Source organism: Myxacorys almedinensis A (assembly GCF_010091945.1).
Taxonomy (GTDB): Bacteria; Cyanobacteriota; Cyanobacteriia; order Leptolyngbyales; family Leptolyngbyaceae; genus Myxacorys; species Myxacorys almedinensis.
Window position 1 is genome coordinate 1 of record NZ_WVIE01000041.1, and the last position, 26,621, is coordinate 26,621.

The 26,621-nt window shown below is 49.4% G+C and carries 26 protein-coding genes and 1 tRNA gene; 16 read left to right on the forward strand and 11 right to left on the reverse strand.

Annotated elements, in window-relative coordinates; all coding sequences use genetic code 11:
- Positions 1-658 precede the first annotated feature (658 nt).
- From GS601_RS21375 to GS601_RS21385, 3 genes are all read left to right on the forward strand, one after another.
- Complete coding sequence (locus tag GS601_RS21375; RefSeq protein WP_162425325.1) at positions 659-1,393, forward strand: ferritin-like domain-containing protein; 735 nt, start codon at positions 659-661, stop codon at positions 1,391-1,393.
- Positions 1,394-1,423: 30 nt separating this feature from the next.
- Positions 1,424-2,380 carry a ferritin-like domain-containing protein gene (locus tag GS601_RS21380; RefSeq protein WP_162425326.1) on the forward strand — a complete coding sequence of 319 codons (957 nt, stop codon included), beginning with the start codon at positions 1,424-1,426 and terminating at the stop codon, positions 2,378-2,380.
- Positions 2,381-2,601: 221 nt separating this feature from the next.
- A complete protein-coding gene (locus tag GS601_RS21385; RefSeq protein ID WP_238393433.1) occupies positions 2,602-3,249 on the forward strand; it encodes a 2OG-Fe(II) oxygenase in 648 nt (215 codons plus the stop codon).
- Here GS601_RS21385 and GS601_RS21390 read toward each other — a convergent pair.
- Together GS601_RS21390 and GS601_RS21395 are read right to left on the reverse strand one after the other, a co-directional pair.
- Positions 3,232-4,521 (reverse strand): O-antigen ligase family protein, encoded by a 1,290-nt coding sequence (locus GS601_RS21390; RefSeq protein WP_162425327.1) that lies wholly within the window; start codon positions 4,519-4,521, stop codon positions 3,232-3,234. The genes GS601_RS21385 and GS601_RS21390 overlap by 18 nt on opposite strands.
- A 10-nt stretch (positions 4,522-4,531) precedes the next feature.
- On the reverse strand, positions 4,532-5,416 hold the full coding sequence (locus tag GS601_RS21395) for a YaaW family protein (protein WP_202925270.1): 885 nt from the start codon (positions 5,414-5,416) through the stop codon (positions 4,532-4,534).
- Positions 5,417-5,470: 54 nt separating this feature from the next.
- Here GS601_RS21395 and GS601_RS21400 point away from each other — a divergent pair, with 54 nt between their 5' ends.
- The 6 genes from GS601_RS21400 to GS601_RS21425 all read left to right on the forward strand — a co-directional run bounded on the left by GS601_RS21400 (position 5,471) and on the right by GS601_RS21425 (position 11,079).
- The gene (locus tag GS601_RS21400) at positions 5,471-6,514 is read left to right on the forward strand and encodes an NAD(P)/FAD-dependent oxidoreductase (RefSeq protein ID WP_162425328.1); all 1,044 of its coding nucleotides are present in this window, start codon (positions 5,471-5,473) and stop codon (positions 6,512-6,514) included.
- Positions 6,515-7,000: 486 nt separating this feature from the next.
- A complete protein-coding gene (locus GS601_RS21405; RefSeq protein WP_162425349.1) occupies positions 7,001-7,303 on the forward strand; it encodes a hypothetical protein in 303 nt (100 codons plus the stop codon).
- A 3-nt stretch (positions 7,304-7,306) separates the two neighbouring features.
- Positions 7,307-7,792 carry a SufE family protein gene (locus tag GS601_RS21410; RefSeq protein ID WP_162425329.1) on the forward strand — a complete coding sequence of 162 codons (486 nt, stop codon included), beginning with the start codon at positions 7,307-7,309 and terminating at the stop codon, positions 7,790-7,792.
- The gene (locus GS601_RS21415; protein WP_202925271.1) at positions 7,734-8,804 is read left to right on the forward strand and encodes a CobW family GTP-binding protein; all 1,071 of its coding nucleotides are present in this window, start codon (positions 7,734-7,736) and stop codon (positions 8,802-8,804) included. The genes GS601_RS21410 and GS601_RS21415 overlap by 59 nt, the downstream gene beginning before the upstream one ends.
- Before the next feature lie 236 nt (positions 8,805-9,040).
- Positions 9,041-10,012, forward strand: coding sequence for a CobW family GTP-binding protein (locus GS601_RS21420; protein WP_162425330.1), 972 nt, complete (start codon positions 9,041-9,043; stop codon positions 10,010-10,012).
- Entirely contained in the window at positions 10,000-11,079 is a 1,080-nt protein-coding gene (locus GS601_RS21425) for a WD40 repeat domain-containing protein (protein WP_162425331.1), read from the forward strand. Before GS601_RS21420 ends, GS601_RS21425 begins: the two co-directional genes overlap by 13 nt.
- Positions 11,080-11,139: 60 nt before the next feature.
- Here the strand turns inward: GS601_RS21425 and GS601_RS21430 are convergent, their stop codons facing one another.
- Positions 11,140-12,135, reverse strand: coding sequence for a vitamin K epoxide reductase family protein (locus GS601_RS21430; RefSeq protein ID WP_162425332.1), 996 nt, complete (start codon positions 12,133-12,135; stop codon positions 11,140-11,142).
- A 228-nt stretch (positions 12,136-12,363) separates the two neighbouring features.
- Here GS601_RS21430 and GS601_RS21435 point away from each other — a divergent pair.
- Positions 12,364-12,436, forward strand: a tRNA-Phe gene (locus GS601_RS21435).
- A gap of 243 nt (positions 12,437-12,679) precedes the next feature.
- Here GS601_RS21435 and pstB read toward each other — a convergent pair.
- The 4 genes from pstB to pstS form a co-directional block, all read right to left on the reverse strand.
- Entirely contained in the window at positions 12,680-13,486 is an 807-nt protein-coding gene (pstB, locus tag GS601_RS21440; protein WP_162425333.1) for a phosphate ABC transporter ATP-binding protein PstB, read from the reverse strand.
- Positions 13,487-13,619: 133 nt separating this feature from the next.
- Complete coding sequence (gene pstA, locus GS601_RS21445) at positions 13,620-14,507, reverse strand: phosphate ABC transporter permease PstA (RefSeq protein WP_162425334.1); 888 nt, start codon at positions 14,505-14,507, stop codon at positions 13,620-13,622.
- A gap of 86 nt (positions 14,508-14,593) precedes the next feature.
- Entirely contained in the window at positions 14,594-15,550 is a 957-nt protein-coding gene (gene pstC / locus GS601_RS21450; protein ID WP_162425335.1) for a phosphate ABC transporter permease subunit PstC, read from the reverse strand.
- Positions 15,551-15,696: 146 nt separating this feature from the next.
- Complete coding sequence (gene pstS, locus GS601_RS21455) at positions 15,697-16,830, reverse strand: phosphate ABC transporter substrate-binding protein PstS (RefSeq protein WP_162425336.1); 1,134 nt, start codon at positions 16,828-16,830, stop codon at positions 15,697-15,699.
- Between the two features lie 630 nt (positions 16,831-17,460).
- Here pstS and GS601_RS21460 point away from each other — a divergent pair.
- The gene (locus GS601_RS21460) at positions 17,461-17,757 is read left to right on the forward strand and encodes an RNA-binding protein (RefSeq protein ID WP_162425337.1); all 297 of its coding nucleotides are present in this window, start codon (positions 17,461-17,463) and stop codon (positions 17,755-17,757) included.
- A gap of 134 nt (positions 17,758-17,891) precedes the next feature.
- Here the strand turns inward: GS601_RS21460 and GS601_RS21465 are convergent, their stop codons facing one another.
- On the reverse strand, positions 17,892-18,410 hold the full coding sequence (locus GS601_RS21465) for a DUF937 domain-containing protein (RefSeq protein WP_162425338.1): 519 nt from the start codon (positions 18,408-18,410) through the stop codon (positions 17,892-17,894).
- 227 nt (positions 18,411-18,637) lie between these two features.
- Between GS601_RS21465 and GS601_RS21470 the strand changes: the two genes are divergently transcribed.
- The gene (locus GS601_RS21470; protein ID WP_162425339.1) at positions 18,638-20,281 is read left to right on the forward strand and encodes a YcjF family protein; all 1,644 of its coding nucleotides are present in this window, start codon (positions 18,638-18,640) and stop codon (positions 20,279-20,281) included.
- A gap of 11 nt (positions 20,282-20,292) precedes the next feature.
- Here GS601_RS21470 and GS601_RS21475 read toward each other — a convergent pair whose 3' ends face one another.
- Complete coding sequence (locus tag GS601_RS21475) at positions 20,293-20,607, reverse strand: HigA family addiction module antitoxin (protein ID WP_162425340.1); 315 nt, start codon at positions 20,605-20,607, stop codon at positions 20,293-20,295.
- 158 nt (positions 20,608-20,765) lie between these two features.
- Positions 20,766-21,044 (reverse strand): type II toxin-antitoxin system RelE/ParE family toxin, encoded by a 279-nt coding sequence (locus GS601_RS21480; protein WP_162425341.1) that lies wholly within the window; start codon positions 21,042-21,044, stop codon positions 20,766-20,768.
- 400 nt (positions 21,045-21,444) lie between these two features.
- Here GS601_RS21480 and GS601_RS21485 point away from each other — a divergent pair, with 400 nt between their 5' ends.
- The 3 genes from GS601_RS21485 (at position 21,445) to GS601_RS21495 (ending at position 24,200) form a co-directional block, all read left to right on the forward strand.
- Positions 21,445-22,452, forward strand: coding sequence for an ABC transporter ATP-binding protein (locus tag GS601_RS21485; RefSeq protein ID WP_338017106.1), 1,008 nt, complete (start codon positions 21,445-21,447; stop codon positions 22,450-22,452).
- Positions 22,453-22,575: 123 nt separating this feature from the next.
- On the forward strand, positions 22,576-23,037 hold the full coding sequence (locus GS601_RS21490; RefSeq protein ID WP_162425343.1) for a hypothetical protein: 462 nt from the start codon (positions 22,576-22,578) through the stop codon (positions 23,035-23,037).
- A 167-nt stretch (positions 23,038-23,204) separates the two neighbouring features.
- Positions 23,205-24,200, forward strand: a complete 996-nt coding sequence (locus GS601_RS21495; protein ID WP_162425344.1) for a helix-turn-helix transcriptional regulator — start codon at positions 23,205-23,207, stop codon at positions 24,198-24,200.
- A gap of 34 nt (positions 24,201-24,234) precedes the next feature.
- Here GS601_RS21495 and GS601_RS21500 read toward each other — a convergent pair whose 3' ends face one another.
- A complete protein-coding gene (locus GS601_RS21500) occupies positions 24,235-24,813 on the reverse strand; it encodes a Uma2 family endonuclease (RefSeq protein WP_162425345.1) in 579 nt (192 codons plus the stop codon).
- A gap of 277 nt (positions 24,814-25,090) precedes the next feature.
- On the opposite strand from GS601_RS21500, the gene GS601_RS21505 reads away from it, so the two are divergent.
- On the forward strand, positions 25,091-26,621 hold a 1,531-nt coding region (locus GS601_RS21505; RefSeq protein WP_162425346.1), incomplete at its 3' end, for a TonB-dependent receptor plug domain-containing protein.

Genomic DNA, 26,621 nt, shown 5'->3' on the forward strand with positions numbered 1-26,621 from the left:
TGCAAAACTGTGACCACAGGTTCGCGCTTTCGCGTCTCTGCAGGGTTGTCGTCATGTACTTATAATTCCGTTTGTTGGCTTTGATGTTCCTTGCGGAACGAAATGTATGTAATTACATTAACCGAATTATTAAGTTATGTAAATCTATCTTAAGGTTCTGTTTAGAATTGGCATCAGCTAGTGCGATTTAGCACTTTGCAGGCAAAATTGGACTTTCAGCCCCTATCAGTCTGCTCGATTCGTAGGTGGACTTGATTTCAGCATTCAAAGCGTCATCAGCCTAAAGCAAGCAGCCAATTTGGAGCCATTCACGCAAGACGCAAAAATTTGAAGGAAGTAGAACTTTACAGTTACCAAACTTTACATCTACTAAAGCTGTATCAATTCTTGAACGATTTGAGTGAATCCAATCTTGAGATGATGTTCGTACTGTGGAAAGAAAATCACAAGACTAGATCAACATTGAGCAGAATTTTTTCCAAGGTAGAGCCAGGTTGAGATTAATATTCCACGTTGGATGAAACATTTCAGCCTCTCTAAAGCTACTTTTGCTGCCGATATAGTATCCGTAGCACTACGGAAATCTGCGCTCAAGCGACGTCAAACAAGCAGAGTTGCAATCTTGAACTTGTGTAAACTTTTACCCAAACAATAGCTTATGACCTTTTTAGCTTTGTCTTCCGGGGGGCGTAATCTGCTCTCGCGGCGCAATCTCATGAAATGGGGGCTTTGCGGCTTTGGCGCTGCCCTGCTGACTACGGTTCCAAAAACGGTGATGGCTCAAGTTGGGGCAAAGACGCTCACATTCAGTGCTGATGATGTGGGCATTCTCAACTTTGCGCTGCTGCTTGAAGAACTCGAAGCTGCATTTTACCCCGCCGCTCTCAGCAGTGGCAAGATTACCAGCCCCAGAGAAATCGATTATCTCCGCGCGATCGGCAATCATGAAGCGGCGCATGTCAAATTTTTGCGTCAAGTTTTGGGATCAAATGTTTTATTTCAGACCGCTGATCTCAGCCTCAACCAAGCAGGGTTGTCGGCTCTGATCAGCGATCGCAGCAAGATCTTGAATACAGCCGTGATTCTAGAGGATTTGGGCGTTCATGCTTACAACGGCGCAGGACCAAGCTTGACCAACCCGACTTACCTATTGGCAGCAGGTTCCATCGTTTCGGTCGAAGGGCGTCATGCAGCAGGAGTGCGATCGCTGCTCAACCGACCTGCGACCGAAGCCGACTCAGAACGACTGGTCAGGGATACTAACTTAAACGCAGAGTTGAATCCGGTGAAAGGGCAAGCCTATGACGAACTCTACACCCCCAGACAAGTTGTGGAAGCCGTTGGGTCTTTCAAAATTTTGGACAACCCAATCAATGGTTCGCTAGTCGCGTAAGTCAAGGAGTACCCACGGATGAAACCTGCTATGAAACCAATCGCAACTATTGCAATTTTCCCAACCTTTGCTCAGCGAATCACGATTTTACACACTGCTGATTCTGCTTTTCATGGGTTTTGTACTGCATTTCGGAGCCTTGTTCTCTCCACCAAACTGATTGCTGTATCTGCATTACTGCTTTTTATATCTCTATCGATTGCTCCAGCAGCACCTGCTTATGCTCAGGGTGCAACGTTGACGCCAAGGCAAGTCGTTGAATATGCTCTAACGTTGGAAAAGTTAGAAGCCGATTTTTATAGCCGAGCCGTTAGCGCTGCCCAGACGGGTGCCTTGATGAGCGTTCCCCAAGTGGCAAAAGATGCACTTGTTTCCTATGGTCAAGACGAAGCTCAGCACGTCACTGATTTGTCTGCTGTGCTACGTTCTATCGGCGGCAACCCGGATGGCATTATGCTTCCAGCCAGCCCAAACTATAGCGCCATTTTGGGACGCGACCCGTTTGCCAACCCAGCCGATTTACTGCTGGCAGGGCAATATGTTGAAGATTTAGGTGTTGCCGCTTATAAAGGGCAAGTGCAAAATCTTTTAGCGGCGGGCGAAGCGGGTAAAACTATTCTCGCGGCTGCTTTAGCGATTCATACGGTTGAAGCGCGTCATGCCGCAGGGATTCGGGCATTGAGACAAACGTTGTTGAATGCTGATGTGCGTCCGTGGATTCGGAATGCCAGTGAAGTAATTTACAACGAAAACCGGCAAGCCATGTCTTCTATGTCGTTGCTCAAGCAAGATGATAGCGCTGACTCCGTGATTCCGTTTAGCTCGGAAGCGTTTGACGGATATGCAACCGAATCAGAGGTGCTGGCGTTGGTAGGTCCTATTTTGATGGCGAACTCTTCTACGATGGAGCCAACCCAAATGCCCAACGGCTCGATGAGTCAGCCGATGGAAAATTCGACATCCGAGGGAGTGAGAGCGTTGTGGTAGGGTAACGCTTTGCATCATGAGCCGTTCTGTAATGCTCCTAAGCTGGGGTAAAAGCGCAGGCGGACTGCATAACCGTCTCAACCAAGATTTAGATGAAATCAGATTTGACACCCACTAAACCCGTTAGGCGATTCCTTTGGAGTCGCTTTTTTGTGCGATCGCTGCCCAGGCGATGCCGTGCAGTTGGGGTGCGTGCTCAGCGAATAGAATGAGAATTCTGGTTGATCACTCACTTAATTGCCTCAGCTACCTTGAACTATTACCGTCAACATCCGAATGTTTTTCCGCCGTCTTACCTGAGTGACTTGCGCGGCGAGATTTTGGCTTGCCCTTATCTTACGGTCAACAATCTCAACCGTGATTTTGTCGGAACCAGAGGTTTTTCTGTCGTGTTTCAACGCTCAGGGCTAGACACGGTAAAACAGAAATTTCCTTTTTTCAGACCGTATTTAGAGTTTGTTCTTCAGCCGACATGCAATGCTTTTTACTTAAACCCGCTTTTGCTGAAAGAAGGGTCTCGCGTTGATCCGCATATTGATCGATCCTTAAGGTCATACTGCAAAACCATTGAGCCACCCGCGATCGTAAGTGTGCTTTATGTCCAGATTCCGGATGCCCTGCAAGGCGGTGAACTGGTTTTGCGAAATCATAAACAGCAGGTCGGACAGATCAAGCCCTCAGCTAATCTAGTGGTTCACTTTCAGGGAGACTTAACGCATTCAGTCAATCCGGTGAGGGTGGCTGAGACGCGATTGAGCTTAGTGTGCGAACAGTACAGCCTTGCCAAATCTGAACTGCAAGACATTCCAGAATTTACAGTAGAGTCTAGAGCCACACCGAAGCGCTCTAAATCAGGACGCCACGCTTGATGGCGGGTGACTGAGCGTTTGCCCCCAAATTCCGGCGAGCAGCACCCATCCCATGAGATTGATCCGAGCATCGAACAAGGTGATGTCTAGAAAGGAAAATAAGGTACAGGCAGAGAACGCCAGCAGAAACGTGAAATAGAGGTGGCGATCGCGGCGGCGGTGGGCAAACCCGGCATAGAGCAGCACTGTGCCTTGCGCCATGACCCAACCCACCAATCCATACAGCAACAGCGCTCCGGGAAATCCCGTCTCGGCAGCCATCATCAAAAACAGATTGTGAGGATGCCCAAGCCAGTAGTTCATCTGCGATTCATAAAGCGGGGTAAAGCTCCGCAGTCCCCACCCGGTCAAGGGTCGCTGCTCAGCTAGTGACCAAGCAAACCTCCACTGGGTCGATCGCAGTTGAGCAAGAGGACGATCGCTGTACATTTGATTATTTAACCTTGCCCAGATAAATTTTGGAACGATCACCCGAAACCAAGCCGCAACTGGATCTGGTGCAAAGGCAGCCCCCAGTATGACCCCTGCGATCGCACTGATGCCTGCCACGATCCAAGCCCATCCCCAGTAGAGCGCAAACGCCAGACAGGTCAGCAGTGCGATCGCCCAAGCGTTTCTAGAATGGGTAAGAATCAGCGCGATCGCATCTCCCAAAATGACGCTCGCTAAAAAATATGATCGCCTCGATGCCGGTTTCTGACTGGTCTCCTCAATCCACAGTCCCAGCCCCAAGACAAAAATAATCCCGTAATAACTCGCGAGGATATTTGCGTAGGTAAACACAGACGCCATGCGACCCGGCGGCGTGCCTTGAGGGTCGATCGTCCACTCGATCAAGCCGCCTAAGAACGAAGGATTAGCACCCCACGGTAGAAATAGCTGAGCAAACCCAATTAGACTCACTGGAATAGAGGTGAGCACTAAAATCCAAGCCATGCGCCGCAGTTGGTCAGGGGTTTGAATCAAGTAGCTGAGGGCAGCGAAGACGACAAAAAATGGGAGAAAGTTGAAAAGACCCAACAACGCCGCCGTGCGATCGCTGGCAAACCAAGCCGAGATCACCAGCCACCCGCTGAGTAAGGCGAATCCTCGGCAGATCGGCTGACGACTGAGCACTGCAAACTGCTGCCGCCAAATCACCAGAGACGGCACCAACAGCGATACGCCCCCTAAAAAGGAACTGAACGGCAGCAAAAATAAGCCAATTTGAACTACTTTCCAATGCCGATCAAACGAGGGATGGGGATGACGTTGAAGACGGAACCAGTTCAAATCAAGCGTCCTAAACTGCTCCAAAGCACTCCGATCGCGTCAGCCGAATCTGTGCCAGGGCAAAAATAGTTGGAATCACCCGACCATAATTGGTTGCGATCGCGCGCCAACCCAAATCAGCGAGAAACCACATCCACAGGGCTGATCCCACAAACGCCAAGGCAGCACGAGTTGCCCCATAGCGTGCGGTTGCGCCTGCCATGCCGCGCCGCGCCATCTGAAGCGCCACCTGATGTTGAAGCTGCCCCGTTGCGGCGATCGTACCCTGCGCGATCGCCTGCTGAGCCATCTGATATTGAGTAAAGTGAATGGCAAACTGCCGAGCGATAAACTGAAGCAGCATCGGCTGCACCACTGAATTGACCGCCAACGCGCTGCCACCTTTTAGCACCAACGCCATCGGGTCTTTCTGAAGCGGTAGCGGCAACTGTTGCACAAAGCTAGACTGAGCCAGCGACTGCTGCACTTTTTGCGCGAGGGCAAACTGCTCAGACGGGGGCAGTTGTTTCCAAGCCCGATGCAGCAAATGCAAGAAAATTTCTGCCTCAATATCAGTGGTAGACATCGAGTTAAGGTAAGGCAGCTTTAAATAGCGACAGACCCGGATTAAAATTTGGCGATAGGTCACATATTCAGTGTGACCGCGCAACACCGTCATGCCATCAGCCGCAAGAAAGCGGAAGCGATCGTCGATGGTGTCGAGCCATTCGTCGCGGTCTTGGCTCTGCACGTCCAACGGATGAGGCGTGTTAACGTAATCCAGTGGATTAAATTTTGGGCGAAACAGAATTTCGGTCAATTCTTGCAACTCATCATCTGTTGCCAGTTCTAAAGCGTCTCTAAACTCATCCACTGCCAAATTTCCTCCCAATGCAGCGTGCGTGCAGTCTCTCATATTCTACACTCCACGCTCAAACCTTGTTGCTAGGACTTTTGCGGTTGACAACCTATGACCGATTCCGTAGTAGATGTGGCGATCGTTGGTGCAGGAGTGGCAGGCTTGACCTGTGCTCAACGGCTGCACCAAGCGGGCTATCGCGTGGTGGTGGTAGAAAAGTCGCGGGGGCTGGGAGGACGCATGGCAACGCGCCGCCTGCACGGCACTCATGCTGATCATGGCGTTTGCTATCTCACGCCAAAACATCAGCCTTTCAAGGCGTTACTCGACCGTTTGGTCGAGCAAGGAATCTTGAAAACCTGGACAGAAACGATTCATCAACTCGACTCCCAGGGCAGGGTGTCCGTGCTTGCCGATCGCTCACCTTGCTATGCGTCTCCCACTGGGATCAGCGCGATCGCACGCGCTATTTCCATCAATCTGACGATTTGGCTCAATCAGCGCATCACCCAGATTGAAGCGGTGGAAACCGGGTGGCGGTTGCGCTGTGAGGAAACGTCGATCGCCCAAACCCCCGATTTAGTGGCAAAGGCATTAGTGATGGCGATTCCCGCCCCTCAAGCGATCGTCCTGCTCCAACCGCTGGGGTTAGAGAGCTATGTTGATCAGTTAAAGGCTGTTGAGTTTGCCCCGTCGATTAGTGCGATCGCGCTCTATCCTCAAAGCCGTCAGTCAGAGGCTGAGGCGCTGTCCTTTCAAGGGATTGTCGGGTCTCCTGGGCTAGACCTAAGCTGGATCGGGTTCGATAGCTCTAAACAGAGCCAGCCATCCCAGCCTGTTTTTGTGATTCAAAGCAGTGCCGCATTTGCTCACCAGTTTTTTGAGGCAGCCAATATTCAAGCTGTGGGAGAAAACCTTCTCGCTCAGGCGGCTCACGTCACTGCACCTTGGCTAGCAAAACCCGACGTGTTGCAAGTTCATCGCTGGCGATATGCATTTCCAACAACGCCGCTCTCTCAGCCATTTCTTGTCGCACCAACCGATTCACCACTAGTTTGCACAGGAGACTGGTGCGGCGGAAATCGAGTTGAAAGCGCGTTCCAATCTGGATTCTCGACGGCAGATTGGCTAAACGCACAATTAACGCACAATTAGAGTCGCGATCGGTGCTGCCAAACTTTGACGAATCGGCACTTTAAAGAATCGGTGATGTCAGGCATCAAAAAGCCGGTACCATCGAGTTTTAGATGACCTAATTTGGGTAACTCGGCGTTGCTGAAGGCAAGTATGATTTGCTCTTCTCCCCAACTCTTCTCCTTGGAGAGAAGGGAGCTAGAATTCTTGTCCCCTCTCCGTTTGGAAGAGGGCTAGGGAGAGGGCAGATCTGCGATTCATATTCAGATTCAGCAACGCCATTTGGGTGACTCAAGTAGAACGTGAGTTTGGCAGCCCTCAGTTTCTCTGCTATTTTTTTCATTAAACAAAAATGACAGATTTAAGCTTTTTTCGGTAGGGTTACTGCACATCCATAAATTGAATCAACAAAAATTTAGTCAACAAATTTAGTCAACAAATTTAGTCATCACCACAGATGGCTGTATTATACAAGAATGATAATCGTTATCAAAGCACCGAATGCCGATGGCAGATTCAGTCACCCCCTCCGATATTGCGAAGATGATCACTATTCTTGAAGGGCTGGAAGACCTGATCGAACGAATTTTGCAGGATGCTTGGCTTCGGGTGAGTGATCTGTTTCCTGAAGACTTTAAGGAAGCACCTCGTCAAGATGCAGGTTCAGAAGGGCTGCGGCGCTATCTCAAAATTAGGGCATTTTTTGCCGATCCGACTCAGCATCCGATCAGCCGTCAAGACCTTGAAACCTACTGCCAAAATTACTGGCTTCCGATCGATGATTCTGCTGAGTTTTTCTTTCCCGATTAGCCCATGGTTTCCTTACCCCCTAGCCTAGAGCACATTGTTCAGCGATTTGAGAGAAGCTCTGATCCGAAACGGAAATATGAGCAGCTAATTTGGTACGCCAAACGGATGAAGCCCTTTCCAGAAGAGAAAAAAGTTTCTGAAAATAAAGTGCCGGGCTGTGCCTCTCAAGTGTATATCTCGGCTCGGTTTGAGCACGACGCTGTTTGGTTTGAAGGAGAGTCTGATTCGCAGTTAGTTAAAGGATTGGTTGGGCTGCTCATCGAAGGACTCAACGGACTCAGCCCAGCAGCTATTTTGCAACTCACTCCCGACTTTATTCAAACAACAGGATTAACCGTAAGCCTGACTCCCTCCCGTGCAAACGGCTTCTACAATATCTTTAAAATGATGCAGTTTAAAGCATCACATTGTTCACATTTTGGAGGTTTTGATGACGGATCAACCAACGCAAATGCCAACACAAACGACAATGGAAATCGATCTTCCTAAACGCGGGATGCCTGTCACGATCATTACAGGCTTTTTGGGCAGCGGAAAAACAACTCTGCTCAATCAAATTCTTAAAAATCGCCAAGACTTGAAAGTTGCCGTGTTGGTGAATGAATTTGGCGATATCAATATTGACTCTCAGCTTCTTTTGTCGCTAGATGAAGACATGATGGAACTGAGTAATGGCTGCATCTGCTGCACGATTAATGACGATCTGGTCAATGCCGTGTATCGAGTGCTAGAGCGCGACGATCGCGTAGATTACCTCGTGATTGAAACGACGGGAGTTGCCGATCCGCTTCCCATCATTTTGACGTTTGTGGGTAGCGACCTCCGGGATTTCACGCGCCTAGATTCTATTTTAACGGTGGTAGATGCAGAAACCTTTACGCCGGAGCATTTTGATAGCACGGCGGCGATGAGCCAGATTACTTACGGCGACATCATTGTGCTGAATAAAACTGATCTTGCTCCCTCTGAGCGAGTGGAATCTTTAGAGCAGTGGATTCGAGAAACCAAGGCAGCCGCGCGAATTTTGAAGTCTCAGTATGGTGAAGTTCCGCTGCCCTTGATTTTGGATGTTGAGCAGTTTAAGCCAGAGGGTTATGTAGAGCATCAGCTTTCACCAAGCTCTGCTCACCATCATGATCATGACCATCATCCCGATCACCATCATGATCATGACCACCCTCACTCAGACCATCTCGCAAATGATGGATTTATGTCTGTCTCATTTCAGAGCGATCGCGCCTTTTCAGTCAAGCTATTTCAAGAGTTTCTCGACGATCTACCAGACACAATCTTCCGCGCCAAAGGAATTTTGTGGTTCAAAGAAAGCCAGTTGAAACATATTTTTCAACTCAGCGGAAAGCGCTATGACATTCAAACAGATGAATGGACAAAAGCTCCGACTAATCAACTCGTCTTGATTGGGCGAGATTTGCAGGAAGACCACCTCCGCCAACGCCTAGCACAATGCATCAGTGCACCTTCTAATTCAACGCCTGTCTAGCTGATCTGCACGTCTTTTGGCTACAGTTTTGCGCTGCCCTAACCTAACCCACTCGTTTTGCAAAGGCTTCGCTTACAAACTGGGGGACTGTGTTTACTCCCTGTTGCTGCCGTGCCATCGAAATCTTGACTAGCTCAAATCTTGACTAGCTCTCTGTTGCTCGCTAGTCCTATTGCTTTTTCTAGACGAGTCTCTTACTGTGAGAATAGTAATCATTTTTAAGCGAGGATGGACGTATGGTTCTTTTAAACTCAGACCAATCCATTCCAGTTACCGTTTTAACAGGCTACTTGGGTGCCGGCAAAACCACGCTGCTCAACCATATCTTGACTTATGAACACGGCAAGAAAGTCGCGGTCATCGTTAATGAGTTTGGAGAAGTGGGCATTGATAACCAACTGGTCGTCGATGCCGATGAAGAAATTTTTGAGATGAACAATGGCTGCATCTGCTGCACAGTCAGAGGTGACTTGATTCGCATCATCAACAATTTAATGAAGCGACGCGATAAGTTTGATCATCTGGTGATCGAAACGACTGGACTTGCCGATCCTGCCCCGGTGATTCAGACCTTTTTTATGGATGAAGATGTGCAGGCTCAGACCAGCTTAGATGCCGTTGTAACGGTGGTAGATGCAAAACATATTGAGCAACACTGGGACGCTGCCGAAGCACAAGAACAGATCGCTTTTGCAGATGTCATTTTGCTCAACAAGATTGATTTGGTCTCTCCCAAAGCGCTAGAAACCCTGGAACAGCGCATTCGCTCGATGAATGCCCTAGCAAAAATTTATCGTACTCAGGACTCTCAAATCGAGATGAACTCTTTACTGGGTGTTCAAGCGTTTGACCTGAGCCGTGCTTTGGAAATTGATCCTGAGTTTTTGGGAGAAGATGCCCACGAACATGATGAAACGGTGGGATCGGTGGCGATGGTTGAAGAAGGCGCGATCGATGGGGACAGACTCAATCAGTGGCTGAGCGATCTGTTGCGCTATCAGGGTCAGGATATCTTCCGCATGAAAGGCATTCTTAACATTGATGGCGAAGACAATCGGTTTGTGTTTCAAGGCGTCCATATGCTGTTTGACGGCAGAGCCGATCGCGCCTGGAAGCCTAACGAACATCGTAAAAATGAACTTGTTTTCATCGGACGTAACTTAGACGAGGCGGCGCTAAGAGAGGATTTTCGCTCATGTTTAGTGTAGGATCTTCGCGCCAGCAAACGTTAGTTGAGCAACGCTGGCAAGGGGCGCTATCAGAGTATGTCACTGCGATCGCATGGTCGCCCAAAGGGCAAGTTCTAGCCGCAAGCTCGGCGGCAGGAGAAGTCAGCATTTACGCGAACAAAACCTTTGAGGTCAGGTCTCTTCAATCCCCTAAGGGACAGTCGATTGATTGCCTCGCCTTCTCGTGCGATGGTGAGTTTTTAGCCGCCGGTGGACAGAGTGGACAGCTTTGGGTTTGGCAGTTGATGGCAACCCCAGCCCTCATTGCAACGTTCGATCAGGCTCCAGTTTGGATTGAGCATTTGGCGTGGAGTCCGACGGGACATCAGCTTGCCTTTAGCTTGGGAAAAGAGGTTCAGGTTTGGGATGCCGATCGCCAAGAAATCGAGGCAACCCTGAGCTTTGACCTGTCTTCTGTTCTAAGTTTGACGTGGCATCCGAGCGGGGAAAGCTTGAGCGTGGGGGGATATCAGGGAGTCAAAGTTTGGATGGCTGCCGATTGGCACGACGAGCCGTTGACGGTTGCAATTCCCTCAGCCAGTGTGGCGATCGCGTGGTCGCCGGATGGCACCTATATCGCCTCTGGCAATCTCGATCGCACGATCGCAGTTTTAGAGTGGGATAACCCCGCACCGTGGATTATGCGCGGGTTCCCAGGAAAAATTCGTCAGTTAGCCTGGTCAGATCGATCCGCGAAAAACGGGGCGTCGTTGTTTGCCTCTGCCAGTGCAGAAAGTATTGTGATTTGGGAAAAACATGCCGATGAGGCAATCGGCTGGAACGGGCGCGTGTTGGGAACCCATGACGGAGTTGTGCAAGCCATTAGCTTTCAGCCCAGCACGTTGCTGCTGGCATCGGCGGCAACCGATGGGTGGGTTGTGCTGTGGCAAAAAGCCCTCGATCTAACGCAAGCGCTTCAGGGTGCACCGGAAGGCTTTTCGACGCTGGCGTGGCATCCGCAAGGCACATATTTGGCGGCGGGCGGCTGCCAAGGCGAGATGCTAGTTTGGTCTAGTGTTTCCCGTGGAAAAGGATTTGGGCAATGAGTGAGGCGCTGCCCTCAATCACCCATTCAATCACCCATTGCCCCGAAACAGGCACGACAGTTAGGGCTGACGACACGCCTTAAAGCTATTTTGGAAGTTTTGAGGTCCGGTATAGCCTGAATTTTGAGCCAGTTCTTCTAACGTTTGCCGCCCACCATAATATTTTCCGTTGATTTCCCAAGTCGGAAATCCAAAGCCTTTCCCGGTCTGCTTCTCAATTTCGGGTGCGATCGCTTTACACGTTTCTACCTGGGCATCCTTGCCTCCGTCTGCACATTCAACATTGGGAATCTCATTCATGGCCTCTTTGCCAAACAGTTGCTTTTGCTCACAGCAGTGAGGGCACCAGTAGGCAGAATACATTTTTGCACCGGTCTGCTTGAGATGACGAGCCAAACCCAGTTCAGCTTCTCCAGACGAATTCTCTACGAGGAAGTAAGCATTTCCATTTGCATCTCCAATCGTGGCAGCGTTAGCGTTGACTCTCCCAATCGGAGCATACACCGCCAGCGTTGTAATCAGCGTTACCATTGACACGATCGCTCCCACGAAAAACAATTGTCCGCGATCGTTCCACTCTCGCCCAATCAGCGTTAGCGTAAACATTGCCGTTGCAAACAGAGCAGACGCAATACAGAAGTAACAAACCCCGTTCACCCCGTAGTTTGCCACAAACTTGGAGAACATAATGTACATCAGGTAGCCGCTAAAGAGCAGCATTGCCGTTGTTCCAGCAAATAACAGCAGCCAAGTACTATTTTCTAGACTGGTACGCAGCGACTTTTTATGCTCAGGGCTGACGACCAACGGCACTAGGGCAAACACCGCGATCGCAAGGTATGCCAGCAAGCCAAAAAGAGACAGGGGCAAGCCAAAGATCGTAGCGTAAGGGCTTTCGAGAACACGTTCGCAGCCCCCAGACGGACACGCCACAGCCTGACTAAACAGCTTGTTATACGTGATATAACCCGTATTGAGAATACCAAGGGTTGCGATCGCGCCAATCAAGGGGCGAGACCAGCGATGGATCCAAGGCGTAGAACGTCGGCGAGTCATAGCGGTTTTGAGTAAGAGAGTTCCACCCTACATCAGCGCATGGCTGACACAGACAGATTTTACCTCCTCTATTTTGCCCGATTTGCTTGAGTTTGCGGGTAGAGTTTGTGGCTAAGCGATCGCGGCTCCTCTGTTTTGCCGTCAACCACACAATTTCAGTCGAAACTAAGCTTGCAAATTTTTGCTAAGTTTGATACTTTGGTTAAGCACTTAGAAAAAGTGCTCCCTGCCGGGATAGCTCAGTTGGTAGAGCAGAGGACTGAAAATCCTCGTGTCACCGGTTCAAGTCCGGTTCCTGGCATTCACTAAAACTAACGGTTTTGCCCACTGATAATGCTTTCGAGCCTCGCTATTAGAGGACTTCCCCTAAAGCCTCGTTTTAAGGTTGGGTGCGAAGCAAATGCGTTTGCCGCCACAAGTATCAAAAAGTATCAGAGTGCCAATTCGAGCTATTGGTTCCTATAGACTCCGGACGTGCGATCGGGCAACTGTGCAACACCCGATCCCATCTCCAGAGCCTCCAGGGTTCAATACTGAAATTGAGTTAACCGAAACGACCGCTCACATATTCCTGGGTTGCCTGCTGTTTCGGGCTTTGGAAAATAGCTTCTGTGCGCTCGTACTCCACAACATAGCCAGTTCGCTGCCCTTTACTGTTAGCTTCTACGTTAAAGAACGCCGTGTAGTCAGAGGCGCGTGAGGCTTGCTGCATGTTGTGCGTCACAATCAAGATCGTGTACTTCTCTTTGAGTTCTTGCAGCAAATCTTCAACTTTCAGGGTTGAAATCGGGTCGAGGGCAGAACAAGGTTCGTCCATCAAAATCACATCCGGCTGCACGGCAACGGCTCTAGCAATGCACAAGCGCTGCTGCTGCCCTCCAGACAAGTCGGTTCCAAAGGCTTTGAGCTTATCTTTTACATCATCCCAAAGTGCCGCTTGCTTAAGCGATTGCTCGACGAGTTCATCCATATCACCTTTGTACCCCAAGAGCCGCGGTCCAAACGCGATGTTGTCGTAAATCGATTTTGGAAACGGATTTGGCTTCTGAAACACCATGCCCACTTGCCGACGCACTTCTACCGGATCAACCTCTGAAGCATATAAATCTTGGTCGTGATAATAAATTTTGCCTTCGATATGGAATGACTTGATCAAGTCATTGAGACGGTTGAAACAGCGAAGAACGGTACTTTTGCCACAGCCAGATGGTCCAATAAATGCCGTGATCGAATTTTTAGCAATATCGATCGAGAGATCTCGCACAGCTAGAAAGTTGCCGTAGTAAATGTTGAGATCTTCGGTGCGGAAAATAGAATCGGTTTGGCGGGCACTTTGAAGTCGGGAAGTCATAAGAGTCTCGTTGAATGAAGATGACTAGTCAAGAACCAAACAGAATCAGACTGAAAATAGAGCAGATTCGATCCTTCGGAACTTCGTCGAGCAAATCGCAGCAAGCCAGCGACCCAGGCGAAGGTTAGCGAGGTCACTTATGTCTTCGCTGAGTGACCAAGCGAGCCAATATGCTCGTTACCAGCACCAACGCCACAAGCACAAGAGACGCTGTCCAAGCCAGTTCTTGTTGACCTGGGTAAGGAGCCGTTGCAAAGCTGAATACCAAGCGTGACAGGGTGGCAGTCGGTTGCCAAATCGTGGTATTCCAGTATTGGCTAAACGAGGCGGTAAACAACACTGGGGCTGTTTCTCCAGCCGCGCGGGCGATCGCTAGCATAATTCCCGTCAAGATGGCTGGAACGGCAGCAGGGAAGACAATTTTTAGGGTTGTCTGCAACCGAGTTGCTCCTAGCCCGATCGAGGCTTGCCGGAAATCGTTAGGCACAGATTCTAGGGCTTCTGCCGCCGTGCGGACAATGGTTGGCAGCATCAAGATTGCCAGCGCTACCCCCCCCGCCACGGCAGAAAAGGTTCCGGTGGTGAGCACGACAACAGCATAGGCGAACGCCCCGATCACGATCGAGGGAACGCCGCTCAGCACGTTGGTAAAGAAGTTGACCCAGTCTGCCAGCCGGGTATCACGACCAAATTCTGATAGATAGATGGCAGCGACGACCCCAAACGGAATGCTGATGACCGCCGCGATCGCAACGGTTAAGAGGGTGCCAAGCAATGCATTTCCAAAGCCCCCGCCGCCTAATCCAGGGGCGGGGGGAAGTTGGGTAAAGGCTGCAACGTCTAGCCGAGATAACCCGTTTGCCAAGACATAGGCTAACACCGCCACCAACGGTATCAGGGCAAGCAGGGTAAAGAAAATGGAAAGTACCGTCATTGCGGAAGCAAATAGCGTCCGAGGCGAGGTGGGTTTTCGGTTCAAACTCCCTGGGCGTCGAGCAGTGGCAAAGTCTGGAGCAGTCATGTCAGCGGTTCCTAAAAGCTAACGGGTTCTCAATCTCAGGTTCTCAATGCGTGCAGATTTTGGGTTTCACAGCATGATCGCCTCGCTTAAAGTTTCAAACTAAAGCGGCGAACCACAATCTCAGCTAAAATATTGACCACCAAGGTGAGCGCAAACAGCACCAAAGCAGCATACATCAAGGCAGATATCTGAAGTCCTCCAGCTTCTGCAAACTGATTTGCCAGCAGCGAAGCAACGGTTGAGCCTTGAGACAAGATGGAAAATGAGTCAATCGTGTTGGCGTTACCGATCAGCATGGTGACTGCCATGGTTTCACCCATCGCTCGACCCAGCGCCAGCATGACACCGCCCGCAATACCAGAGAACCCGGCAGGCAAGAGAATCTGGAAGATCGTTTCCCACCGGGTTGCTCCTAAACCATAAGCGGCTTGGCGCAGTTCAGCCGGTACGGCGACCATCGCATCACGGGAGATAGCCGCAATGATGGGCAAAATCATAATCGCCAGAACAAGCCCAGCGGCATAGATGCCAGGACCCGCCGGAGCGGTGGCAAACAGGGGAATCCAGCCTAAGGTTTCATGTAACCATATCCCAAATGGGCGCAGAATCGGAATCAAGACAAAAATTCCCCAAATTCCGTAGACAACGCTAGGAATGGCTGCCAGCAGTTCAACTAAGAAAACAATCGGCTGCTTGATCCGAGGGGGCAAAAAGTCTTCACTCAAGAAAATTGCAATCCCAACTCCGATGGGCACGGCCAGGAAGAGGGCAATCAGTGAGGTTACGATCGTGCCGTAGATTTGAGTCAGTGCACCAAATTCGCCGTCAATGACGCTCCATCGGCTAGAGACTAGAAACCCCAGCCCAAATTTCTGAATGGCTGGAAGGGCATCTTCTCCAACTTGCAGGGCGATCACGGCTAAAAGCAACCCGACGGCGATCGCGACTGCCGCCGTGCCCCACACAAATCCACTATCTAGCGATCGCGCAAACCCCGATCGCTGGCGATTCATGGGTGAAGAATGATCAGTTGTCAAAGCCATGGCTCAAGGGTGGCAAGAAAGGGTAAGAGGCAAACTACAAAACTTTTAAAGGGGCTGTCTGAGTGCCGTCGCCCGATCATTAAGTCGCAACTCAGTTAACGAGGCTTCAATGAGACGGCAAGGGCACTCAACACCTTGAGCGAACCCTAGTTGGCTGCTACTTTGATTGTATCTAAAGCGGTCGCCGCTTTGCTTGACAAATCATCAGGAAGAGGGATGTAGCCGAGTTCAGTTGCAGCTTGATCACCCGCCGGAGAATAAGCCCACTTCAAGAATTCGTTGATTGCTTTAGCCTTGGCTGGATCTTGAGGGTTTTCGTATAACAGTATCCAGGTCAAGCTTACGATCGGGTAGGCATCTTTTTGCTCTGGGTCGGGCACTGCCAGTGCGAAATCAGCCGGAACTTGAGCGCCCGCTAAGGCTCTTGATGCGGCTTCAGGAGTGGGGGTAATAAACTCACCTGCTTTATTCTGAATCGACGCCATCTTTAGCTTGGTTTCGTTGGCATATGAGTACTCGGTATACCCGATCGCACCCCGGGTTTGCTGAATTTGAGCCGACACCCCTTCGTTGCCTTTTGCCCCGGTTCCGGTAGGCCATTCAACCGTTTTTCCTCCTCCTGCTTTCCAGTTTGGGCACGCCTCATCAATGTGCTTAGTAAAGATATCGGTCGTACCGCTTCCATCAGAACGGTGAACAAACGTGATGGGATCACCCGGCAACGTTACGCCTGGGTTGTCTTTAACAATCAGGGGATCGTTCCAAGTTGTGATCGAACCGTCTGTAATCCCACAGAAAGATTCGCGGGAAAGTCTCAAATTATCCACGCCATCTAGGTTGTAGGCAAACACAACAAACAGACCTGTCGAAGGAATCTGAAGAGCTTGACCACGGGCAGCAGGTAAAGCTTGGCGCTCTTTATCCAGCAACGGAGCATCTGTTGCACCAAAATCAACGGTTCCGTCTAGAAAGCGTCTGACACCCGCACCACTGCCTACAGAGTCATAGCTAATTTGTACCGCAGGATTTTGTGTGTTGTATTCTCGAAACCAACGCTGATAGAGCGGGTTGGGAGCCGTTGCGCCTGCTCCACTAATGGCTAACGTGCCTCCTGCTGCTGGCGCGGCTCCGGGGCTGCCGCCTGCTTGGGGAGGAGCGGTTGGGGTATTGGGAGCACAAGAGGCGAGACCAACCATCAGCGCGATTCCCTGAAGCTTCGCAAAGCGAATCGCAGAGGTAGAAAACAGACTCCGACAAGTTTTGCTCACTGAAGAAGACATAATTAATGCAGGCAACGTTGGACATCCCCCTCAGGGTACACCCACACCGTAAAGACAAGGTTAAGGTGAACAGATTCCCTCGCTCAGCCTGCACTTAAGCACTGGTATCTTAAGCACTGGTATCTTAAGCACTGGTATCTTAAGCATTGTTATTAAGGTTATTAAGCCTCAAGCGTTAAATCCCCAGAGTTGCGCCCAGCCCTTATGAGAAACTACGCGCCATCCACTCATGGGTCACTAGCATTCCTGGCTCGCGGCTGATTGGCTCATATCTAACTCATGGCTAACTCAATAAGTTCAGGTATTTGAACAGATTTTAAAGATGTCAAGTTTTCTAAATAAATTAAGGTCAGGTGATCCTCAGCCTTTCACTTATCTGATACTTTGAATCAAAAAATCGTTCAGCCTAGACACTTTGGCTTCTTCTGCAAGAATTAATTGGATAATTAATAGAAATTCCTATATTTGTAAGTAGACGAAATGCACCAAGTATGCTTCTCATAATAGGAAGAGTCAGTTATAATAATGTCCAAACCAAGAGTTCGGCTGGGCTATTTTGAGTAGTGCCAACGCCCCTGCTCACAGAGCTTCGACCGAGTTCGCCCTCACAAGATTTGTTTGGAGAGAAGCGTGACTATTTATATTGGAAATCTATCCTTTCAGGCAACCGAAGAGGACTTGAAAGAAGTCTTTGCTGAATATGGTGATGTAAGCCGAGTTAGCCTTCCCACGGATCGAGAAACTGGCAGAAAGCGCGGATTTGCCTTTGTTGAAATGGCGGATGAGACCCATGAGGATGCCGCGATCGCAGCATTAGATGGAGCCGAATGGCTAGGTCGCGAACTGAAGGTTAACAAAGCAAAACCGCGTGAACCCCGTGCCGGGGTCGGGGGGGGTGGTCGAAATTTCAATCGAGACAGTTACTAACAAACAGTAAGCGTGCCTGTCTTTGAGGTAAAACAGGCACACTTTTATGAATGTTCGATATTTTTTTCAAAGCAACGCCATCTCTAAGACAGCCTCTGAGACAACGCACTGCCTTGCACAATATCCTCAATATCCTATCGTCGCTGATTGAGGAACTGCCCAGCTAGCCCCATCGCATCACCCAAATCGACCTTGCCGTCTTGGTTAGAGTCTAAAAACGCATTCAAAACTGGATTGCCTGCTTGAGATGCGCTTTGGGTCGCGCTTCCAGTCTTCAACAGGTTTAGAGCTAGGGGCACCAAAACAGGCAACATTGACACAATGGTATTGGTGTTAAATCCGGTGCGCTGAGAAATATCTTGAGCAACCTGTTGCTGCTGTCCTCCTGGAAACAGAGATTGAACTGCTTGAGGATTGTTCCCCAGCCCAGCAAACTGATTGACCAGATCTTGCGGATTGTTGCCCTGCTGATTTTGCAGCGCCGATCGCACATGTCCACCCAAAACAGACATAATCGCTTGAGTCGCATTACCGTCTATGCCATGACTGCCTGCCACTTGTTGAGCAACACCCAAAATGCTGCCTAGCTGATCGGTGGAGGCTTGCTGTTGGGGATTGCTAACAGCACCCAAAATTTGGTCGAAAAGGCTCATAGGTCTCTATTCCAAAACGATTTTAGAGAGGACAATTAACCTCTAAACGGTAAAAAGTCTGCTTTGTAAAGTCAAGAGTGCTGCGTTACGTTGGCGTTGGTATCAGATGTAGCAAGTAGAACCAGATTAAGGCTTTCATTCTCTAGAGGCTGTCGTAGCTTGAGGAATAAAGGAGAATAAGACAATAAATCGGCTGTGCTACGTTGTCTCTTCGTTGAGTTGTTTCCATGCCTCTGTCACGACTTCTAACGCTAATTTTTGGGGTTGCGCTAATTTTAGGGCTAGTGATTTGGCTGATCGATTCGCTAAATCGCTTGTGGTATTTGTTGGCGTATTACCCGTTTTTAGGTGCGATCGTCATCCTACTCATCATTGGATTGTTAGGAACCCTGATTGCAGCGTTCATTTATTATTTTTTCTTATTGCCCAATCAGCAGCGCAAGCGGAGCAGACGACGGGTTGCGCCACGAGTTTCGCAAGACAAAGTTGAAGCGGCAGGAGAAAACCTGCAAGCGGTGCGGCAGCAGGTGGCGCAGATTCAAGATGAGGTGACGAAGCAAGAATTGCTGATGCGATCGCGGGAGATTGAACAAAATCTCGCTCGCGGTGAAGTGATGGTGGTCGTGTTTGGCACCGGATCATCGGGCAAAACGTCTCTTGTCAATGCCCTCATGGGTCGCATGGTCGGACAGGTGGGCGCACCGATGGGCACAACGGAAGTCGGAGAAACCTATCGATTGAAACTAAAGGGCGTCGATCGCGAAATTCTAATCACCGACACGCCCGGAATTTTAGAAGCGGGAGTCGCGGGAACGGAGCGGGAAAAGTTAGCGCGTCGATTGGCAACGGAAGCGGATTTACTCATTTTTGTGTTAGATAACGATTTGCGACAATCGGAATATGATCCGTTGAGAATGCTGGCAGAAATTGGCAAGCGATCGCTGGTCATTCTCAACAAGGCAGATTTATATAATGAGCAGGATTTAGAAACGGTTCAGGCGCGGTTGAGGGAGCGGGTTCGCGGGATTGTGAATCAGACGGATGTGATTGCGATCGCGGCAAATCCTCAACCCTTCCGCATGGAGACGGGCGAAACGCTGCATCCCGAACCCGACGTGATGCCATTGATCCGCCGACTCGCCGCAGTCCTGAGAGCAGAGGGCGATGATCTGTTAGCCGATAACATTTTGCTTCAGTCGCAGCGATTAGGAGAAGAGGCGCGGCGGCTGATCGATGGGCAACGGCGGCGACAGGCAGAAAAAATTGTTGAGCGCTTTCAATGGATTGGGGCAGGTGTCATTTCGGTAACGCCGCTTCCGGTGGTGGATTTGTTGGCAACGGCGGCGGTCAATGCTCAGATGGTCGTCGAAATCGGGCGAGTGTATGGTTGTGACATCAACATGGAGCGGGGGCGAGAATTGGCGTTCTCGCTCGCAAAAACGCTTGTCAGTTTGGGCGTGGTGAAGGGTGCGATCGAGCTTCTCAGCACAGCGCTTCAGTTGAGCGTTGGTGGGTTTCTCGTCGGTCGAGCGATTCAGGGGGTGAGTGCAGCATATCTCACTCGGATTGCCGGAAAAAGTTTTATTGAATACTTCCGTCATGATCAAGACTGGGGCGATGGTGGCATTACAGAAGTGGTGCAGCGACAGTTTCAGCTAAATCGACGGGATGAATTTATAAAGTCATTTGTGCAAGAAGCGATCGCAAAAGTAGTGAAGCCACTGCAACTTGATATTCGCGGAGAAAATGAGATCGATCCGGGTGAAATGGAACCGTTAGAGTTACGGCAACCGATGAAACCGATTCAAGCACCAGAGCGAGTTGAGATTCGGACTAACTCAGATGAAGAGACGCTTGAGGATTGGCAGTAAAAAGCGACCCTTCATGATGCGATCGTGGTTACTTTACTGTAGTCTTCTTCATGAGCTTGGATTGCATCCCAAATATCAACTTTTTGCTGAAGATTAAGCCAAAGCTGAGGACCATTTCCCAGTGCTTTTCCAATCCGAATCGCCATATCGACCGTGACGGGTCTTCGACCCTGAATAATTTCGTTGACAGTACGCCGAGACACTCCAAGAATTTCAGCAAAATTTGTTTGAGTCATTTCAAGATCTTCAAGTATATCTGAGATGACTTCGCCGGGATGTGCTGGCCTTGTTTTCCTCCCATGAACCATATCTTGTAAGTCTTTCATATAATCTCCTTGCCCTTGAAGTAGAGTCCTTAGAAGCTGTTTGAAAAGTGATCATTCATTACTTCGCTCCGCTCTAAAATGATTTTGGGGGAGTTAAAATTGTAGCGAAGAATAGATTAAGCACTTTTCAAACATCCTCTAAGATTTTGTTTTGCAGTCTAGTGATAATCTTCAAGTTCTATATCGTATGCATCGCCATTTTGAAACTTGAAAGTAATGCGCCAGTTGCCTGACACCTTTAATGACCAAGTTCCTTGTCTGTCACCTTTAAGCTCGTGTAAATCATAGCCTGGTATTCTAACGTCACCTATAATTACCGCCGAATCGATTACTTCAAGCCTTATTCTAATTCTTTTTTCAAGCTCTTTAGGGATGCCCTTTGTATTACCTTCTTTCAATAATCTTTCTAATACTTTGCTCTTAAAAGTTTGGATCATGAGAGACGGTTCTCCAGATTCTCAAATTGTTAAGATCCAATCTTAATTAATTAATTACAGCACCAATGTAACGCGACGAGTTACAGATGTCAACGTCTAACCCATCATGCGTAGCGCATAACTTCTAGTGAAACCACAATGGGAGTAAATTGATCGGCGCAGGAATCATTTCACCGCGTAGATCGAGCAATTGCACCAGTATTAAATACGCAATTCCTAAAATCAGAGAAATAACACCCGTTAAAATAGCGACAAATTTTGAGCGATTCATAAATGGGATTAGAGGCAAACGTCCTTTCTTTAGTGTAAGCAAGATTTAGCGGCAATCCTTCGGAACTTGGCGAAGTCAATCGCACTCAACCCAAAAATCCATTCATCGAGAATCGGATTGAATGTTTTAATGGCAACACGCTACCCTGTAAAATCTCCTATGGATATTGCCATTGATACCTCACTTCAAACACCCGAAACCGATCGACCGATCGCACTTCAAACTTACGAACTGAGCAAGACCTATCGCACCGGATTTTGGCTCAATCAAAAGGTGTCATCGCTTAAAAAAGTAACGCTGACCGTGTATGAAGGCGAAACCTTTGGACTGCTAGGGCAAAACGGAGCAGGCAAAACGACGCTGCTAAAAGCGCTGCTGGGAATTGTGCGTCCGACCGCAGGACGGGCTACTCTGCTCGGTCAGCCGTTGAGCGATCGCAGTGTCAAACAAACCATTGGATACCTGCCCGAAAACCCTTATTTCTACGATTATTTGACAGGATGGGAAATTCTTGAATTCACGGCGGGGTTGTTTCGCCTGCCGCGATCGCACACCCGTAAACGCATTCCCGAACTGCTCGATCTGGTGGGTTTAGCGCAATCCGACGCCAAGAAAAAACCCCTGCGCCGTTATTCCAAAGGAATGCTGCAACGCATCGGCATGGCGCAAGCCTTGATCAACGATCCAGAGCTTGTGTTTTTGGATGAGCCAATGTCAGGACTCGATCCCCTCGGTCGCTATCAGATGCGTGAAACGATTCAGTCGCTCAAGCAGCAGGGCAAAACGATTTTCTTTAACAGTCATGTTTTGTCGGATGTGGAAAAGATCTGCGATCGCGTTGCTCTGCTGGCTCAGGGCGAACTTATTGCGATTGGGTCAATGCAAGAGTTGCTAGGCGTAGCCGAACAGTATCGTGTCGTAGTCAAAGGCGGCAATCCTGACCTGTTGCGATCGCGCGTTCCCGATGTGGAATTTCAAGATGGCTTTTGGGTCGGGCATTTGATCGGAGAACCACAAGACTTTATGGCGAGTGTGCGCTTAATGAATGCTCAATTGGTATCCATTCATCTAGCACGACCATCGTTAGAAGAATTTTTCGTCAACCAATTGCGTCAACACTCCCTAGAGCGAAGCTAACGCAGATGCCAATCATTCAGAAAAATACGGGATGAGCATTACTAACGCATTCCCACGCTCGATCTCTTTTGCTACTATGAAAAACGAAAGCGAGAAGCCTAACTGCTACACGGGTGAACAGATATGACACCTGAATGCGAACTGAGGATCGAAATCGCCAGAAACATCATTGATGAATGTGAAGTCCTGTTTAGCGCTCAGGCATGGAAGTTCTACCAGCGATCGGGGCGGGGCTATTTATATCTGCACCAAGTGGTAAATATTCAGCATGAAGGTGGTAACGATTTCTCCATCACCGAAAGCGAATCGGTGATTAAGCGGGTTCATTATGCGGCACAAGGCAGTGAAGCCTGGACGATGATGACGCTTTCAAAAGCAGCGAAAGAACAACCGTTGGAATATGCCCAGTTTTATCACGTCATTGACACCTACAAACCCAAAACTCAGTATGTGGTAGTTGTCGGATTTAATTATGGCACCGATGCGACCGAGGACTGGTTTTTGAGACAGCCAGAAGTGCCGCCGATGAAAGCGTATACGATGGTGCGTTGTCGTCCGCAAGAGTTTGGGGTGGATTTCCTGTAAGCGTGAATGTTGACGCACAAAAGAGGTAAATCTGTTGAAATCAGAGTGCGATCGCTAAATAGGCACTTTTTGCCCACAACAGACGATACATTATCCAATTGCAACTTGTGGTAAGCTTGTTGCAAATTGTTATCAGTAGTCGTTTCTTGAGCCGCATTTAGCCTGCCATGACGCTTATCCTCACCCCATCAGACTGGGATGAACTGTGCCAACAGGCTCCCATCACCTGCCCTCAAAATTTCGTGCTTGATGAGTTTGAAGTGCTGACGGGTGTACCAGAGTATTTGGGGCGGGGATGTAATCGTGTTCTGGAGCTATCTCCTGGTATGTGGTTGACGCTTTCTGACGAAGCGTATTGTCGAGACTGGATGTTTAAGGAGCCTGAGCATGACCATCCGATCCAAATTGGGATCTGTCTGTCAGGCTTCATGCATTGTGATATTCACCCCAAATTTGGTGGAACACGCAGCTATTTTTCAGGGAGTGGGGTTTCGCCTGCTTATGTGGAGCAAAATCATGCTGGAAAGCGTATCATCTATGTCAATGTTGGGATTGAGCCAGAGGTGCTGAAGGCGCTTTTCCTCGGCGATCGCGCTTGGCAGTCTGAGCCGATGCAGCAGTTGTTCAAAGGAGAGGACTGGAAGGTTTCGTTTTATCCGACAGTGACGGCAAGGATGCGATCGCTGGCACAACAGATGTGGAATGCCCCTTATCGGGGTGCAGTCAAGCGAATGTATCTTCAGGCAAAGGTGTTGGAGCTATTGGCAATGCAGCTTGATTGGCTCGATGGCAATCGCAGCAAACCGTCAGACGGGCAATTGAAGCCAACGACTCTGAATTGCATCTATCACGCCAGAGAAATTCTATCGGCAAATCTGGAGCAGCCGCCTTCGGTGTTGGAGTTGGCGCAGCGGGTCGGGGTGAGCGATCGTACCCTCCAGCGCGGGTTTCGAGAACTGTTTGGCAAAACGGTATTTGGCTACCTGACTGAGCAGCGCATGGAACTCGCAGAACAATGGCTGCGGCAGGGGAACTGCACGATCGCTGAAATTGCCACAATGGTGGGTTATTCAAATCCGGGGCATTTCACAGCCGCGTTTAAGCGGAAGTTTGGCATCACACCGCGTGAGTGTCTGTTGGGCAAAATGTCTGTTTTAGAGTAGACACCGCTATGTCAAGAAGTACCGGCATCAGCACTCAGGGCTTTCCTGCCTGAAGCACTTGCTTCGCCGTTAATTCCAGCGTCGGAAAAGTTGGGGAAACCAGGCGTTCATCTGCTTGAAAAATTGCCTCCTCATACAGTCCATCCACGAGCGTTAGTACGGTCACCTGAGCCTGCGCTGGATCGACAATCCAATATTCAGCAATCCCTCTTGCGCCATATTCCGATCGCTTATAGCGATAGTCGCGATCTTCATTCTCTTTCCCTGGCGATACAAGTTCCACGGCTAGCACAGGCGGCGGCATGTCCATCATCACAATACTGCGGTTCGCCCCGCTCAGAGCCGCCTCCAATTCCTCAGACAGCACCAGCAAATCAGGCACACGCACCGTAGCACGAGCACCGCTCACCGCAACCTCTGTTCCCCGACGTAGCAACTGTCCTGGAACGATTTGAGCAAACGTTAATAACAGAAAAATTGCAATGGCATTATTTAAATCACTCTCTGAAGGCATTTCTACCAACTCCCCATTGACCAACTCATATCGCCGATCAGTGCCATCGTCATAAGCTAGATACTTTGCTAACGTGAATCGCTGGGTGGTTGCAACCATCTTGCTTGCTTCAGCCTGAAATAGGGAGCTATGGCTTATTTTAGCATAAGCCCTCACGGCATCAATTGAGATGCTTGAAGGCATTTCACCGCCGCGTTTAAGCGGAAGTTTGGCATCACACCCCGTGAGTGTCTGTTGGGCAGAATGTCTGTTTTGCGATCATCCAAGTCCGTTTTGGAGTAGACACCGCCATCAATGCTTCTCTAGACTGAGTTTCAGCTTAATTAAGAACCTTTCTCAAAAAGTAAAGTTCACCAGTGAAGTGTGAGGAGTTGGCATGAGCGATCGACGATCGGCGGTGTGTGTTGGGAAAAAATTGTCGCTGCGGGTACGGTTTTGGCTGTTGGCAAGTTTGTCGGGCTGTGTGGTTCCGGTGTTGTTGGGGTTGCCTGCTGCTGCGCAATCTGGGGACAAGACCGCAATTGCTCAGTTGAGTCAGGTTAAGCAGCCTGCCAAAACCGTGAAAGAGTGGCTGGCACAAGTAGAAGCCGCCACAGTGCAGATCACACAGGTACAACTCAACCCCACTGCAACGGGACTGGAAATTGTGCTGGAAACCCAAGACGGTAAACCCTTGCAGGTGGATGCGACTAAGTTTCGCAGCGAGGGCAATGCGCTGATTGCCGATATTCCCAATGCAGTGCTGACATTGCCGCAAGGTCAGACATTTACCGCCGAGAATCCAACGGTAGATGTGACGAACGTGCAAGTGGTGCAGCAAGATATCAACAGCATTCGCATTAGCGTCACGGGCAACAATGCCCTGCCCAAGACCGAAGTGACGCTGAAAACGGGGGGACTTGCCTACAGCCTCAACCCAGAAGCGGACGAACCGGATGAGGAAATTGTGGTGACGGGTGAGCGTGGGGGATATCGCGTGCCGAATACCAGTGTGGGGACACGTACTGACACGCCCCTGCGCGACATTCCCCAATCAATTCAAATTATTCCTCAAGAGGTGCTACGCGATCAAAATGTCACCAATTTCAACGAAGCCGTAAGAAACGTTCCTGGGGTAATTCCAACCTCTCCTACATCAAACGCAAACGCCTTATTTATTATTCGAGGCTTCTCTAACTTTAATTTCAGCAACAGCAATATTCTCAGGAATGGGTTGAGACAGTCTGGAGGAATAGAGGTGGAGACCAACCCCGACATTGAAAGAATCGAAGTGCTGCTCGGTCCCGCCTCTGTGCTTTACGGGGGAGCTAACCCAGGCGGAACGATCAACATCGTGACGAAACAGCCACTACGCGAACCCTTCTACGCCATCGATGCCACCATTGGTAATTATGATTTCTATCGAGCCACTCTTGATTTATCGGGACCATTAAACGATTCTGGGACTGTGTTGTATCGTCTCAACGCAGGCTATCTAAATAGAGGGAATTTCATTGATTTTGCTAGGCAAGAAGGTTTCACCATTGCCCCAGTCGTGAGTTTTGCGCTTGGAGAACGCACCCGCCTTATCATAGAGGGCGATTACATAGATAGAGACATACTGACTCCCCCAGCCTTGCCAGCAGAGGGCACAGTATTACCTAACCCCAATGGACGCATCCCACGCAATCGGTTTACTGGAAACCCGGAGGGTATTATTAGAATTCAGCAACCTAGAGTGGGATATCGCTTTGAGCATCAGTTCAATGATAACTGGTCATTACAAAATGCATTTCAGTTCAGACGAGAAACGGCTGTAACCCTAGACGAACCACTACTTTTTAATGAGGGTCTTAGCTCGACTTTATCCAATTCAAGCAGCGTAGCACAGGAGGCTAGACCAGCAATCCAACAAGGCTTTTGGTATT

Excerpts from the sequence above, each read along its gene's own strand:
- GS601_RS21375 (WP_162425325.1), top strand. The coding sequence starts at position 659 with ATGACCTTTTTAGCTTTGTCTTCCGGGGGGCGTAATCTGCTCTCGCGG.
- GS601_RS21380 (WP_162425326.1), top strand. The coding sequence starts at position 1,424 with ATGAAACCAATCGCAACTATTGCAATTTTCCCAACCTTTGCTCAGCGA.
- GS601_RS21395 (WP_202925270.1), bottom strand. The coding sequence starts at position 5,416 with ATGAGAGACTGCACGCACGCTGCATTGGGAGGAAATTTGGCAGTGGAT.
- GS601_RS21400 (WP_162425328.1), top strand. The coding sequence starts at position 5,471 with ATGACCGATTCCGTAGTAGATGTGGCGATCGTTGGTGCAGGAGTGGCA.
- GS601_RS21405 (WP_162425349.1), top strand. The coding sequence starts at position 7,001 with ATGGCAGATTCAGTCACCCCCTCCGATATTGCGAAGATGATCACTATT.
- GS601_RS21410 (WP_162425329.1), top strand. The coding sequence starts at position 7,307 with ATGGTTTCCTTACCCCCTAGCCTAGAGCACATTGTTCAGCGATTTGAG.
- GS601_RS21415 (WP_202925271.1), top strand. The coding sequence starts at position 7,734 with ATGACGGATCAACCAACGCAAATGCCAACACAAACGACAATGGAAATC.
- GS601_RS21420 (WP_162425330.1), top strand. The coding sequence starts at position 9,041 with ATGGTTCTTTTAAACTCAGACCAATCCATTCCAGTTACCGTTTTAACA.
- GS601_RS21425 (WP_162425331.1), top strand. The coding sequence starts at position 10,000 with ATGTTTAGTGTAGGATCTTCGCGCCAGCAAACGTTAGTTGAGCAACGC.
- GS601_RS21430 (WP_162425332.1), bottom strand. The coding sequence starts at position 12,135 with ATGACTCGCCGACGTTCTACGCCTTGGATCCATCGCTGGTCTCGCCCC.
- pstB (WP_162425333.1), bottom strand. The coding sequence starts at position 13,486 with ATGACTTCCCGACTTCAAAGTGCCCGCCAAACCGATTCTATTTTCCGC.
- pstA (WP_162425334.1), bottom strand. The coding sequence starts at position 14,507 with ATGACTGCTCCAGACTTTGCCACTGCTCGACGCCCAGGGAGTTTGAAC.
- pstC (WP_162425335.1), bottom strand. The coding sequence starts at position 15,550 with ATGGCTTTGACAACTGATCATTCTTCACCCATGAATCGCCAGCGATCG.
- pstS (WP_162425336.1), bottom strand. The coding sequence starts at position 16,830 with ATGTCTTCTTCAGTGAGCAAAACTTGTCGGAGTCTGTTTTCTACCTCT.
- GS601_RS21465 (WP_162425338.1), bottom strand. The coding sequence starts at position 18,410 with ATGAGCCTTTTCGACCAAATTTTGGGTGCTGTTAGCAATCCCCAACAG.
- GS601_RS21470 (WP_162425339.1), top strand. The coding sequence starts at position 18,638 with ATGCCTCTGTCACGACTTCTAACGCTAATTTTTGGGGTTGCGCTAATT.
- GS601_RS21475 (WP_162425340.1), bottom strand. The coding sequence starts at position 20,607 with ATGAAAGACTTACAAGATATGGTTCATGGGAGGAAAACAAGGCCAGCA.
- GS601_RS21480 (WP_162425341.1), bottom strand. The coding sequence starts at position 21,044 with ATGATCCAAACTTTTAAGAGCAAAGTATTAGAAAGATTATTGAAAGAA.
- GS601_RS21485 (WP_338017106.1), top strand. The coding sequence starts at position 21,445 with ATGGCAACACGCTACCCTGTAAAATCTCCTATGGATATTGCCATTGAT.
- GS601_RS21490 (WP_162425343.1), top strand. The coding sequence starts at position 22,576 with ATGACACCTGAATGCGAACTGAGGATCGAAATCGCCAGAAACATCATT.
- GS601_RS21495 (WP_162425344.1), top strand. The coding sequence starts at position 23,205 with ATGACGCTTATCCTCACCCCATCAGACTGGGATGAACTGTGCCAACAG.
- GS601_RS21500 (WP_162425345.1), bottom strand. The coding sequence starts at position 24,813 with ATGGTTGCAACCACCCAGCGATTCACGTTAGCAAAGTATCTAGCTTAT.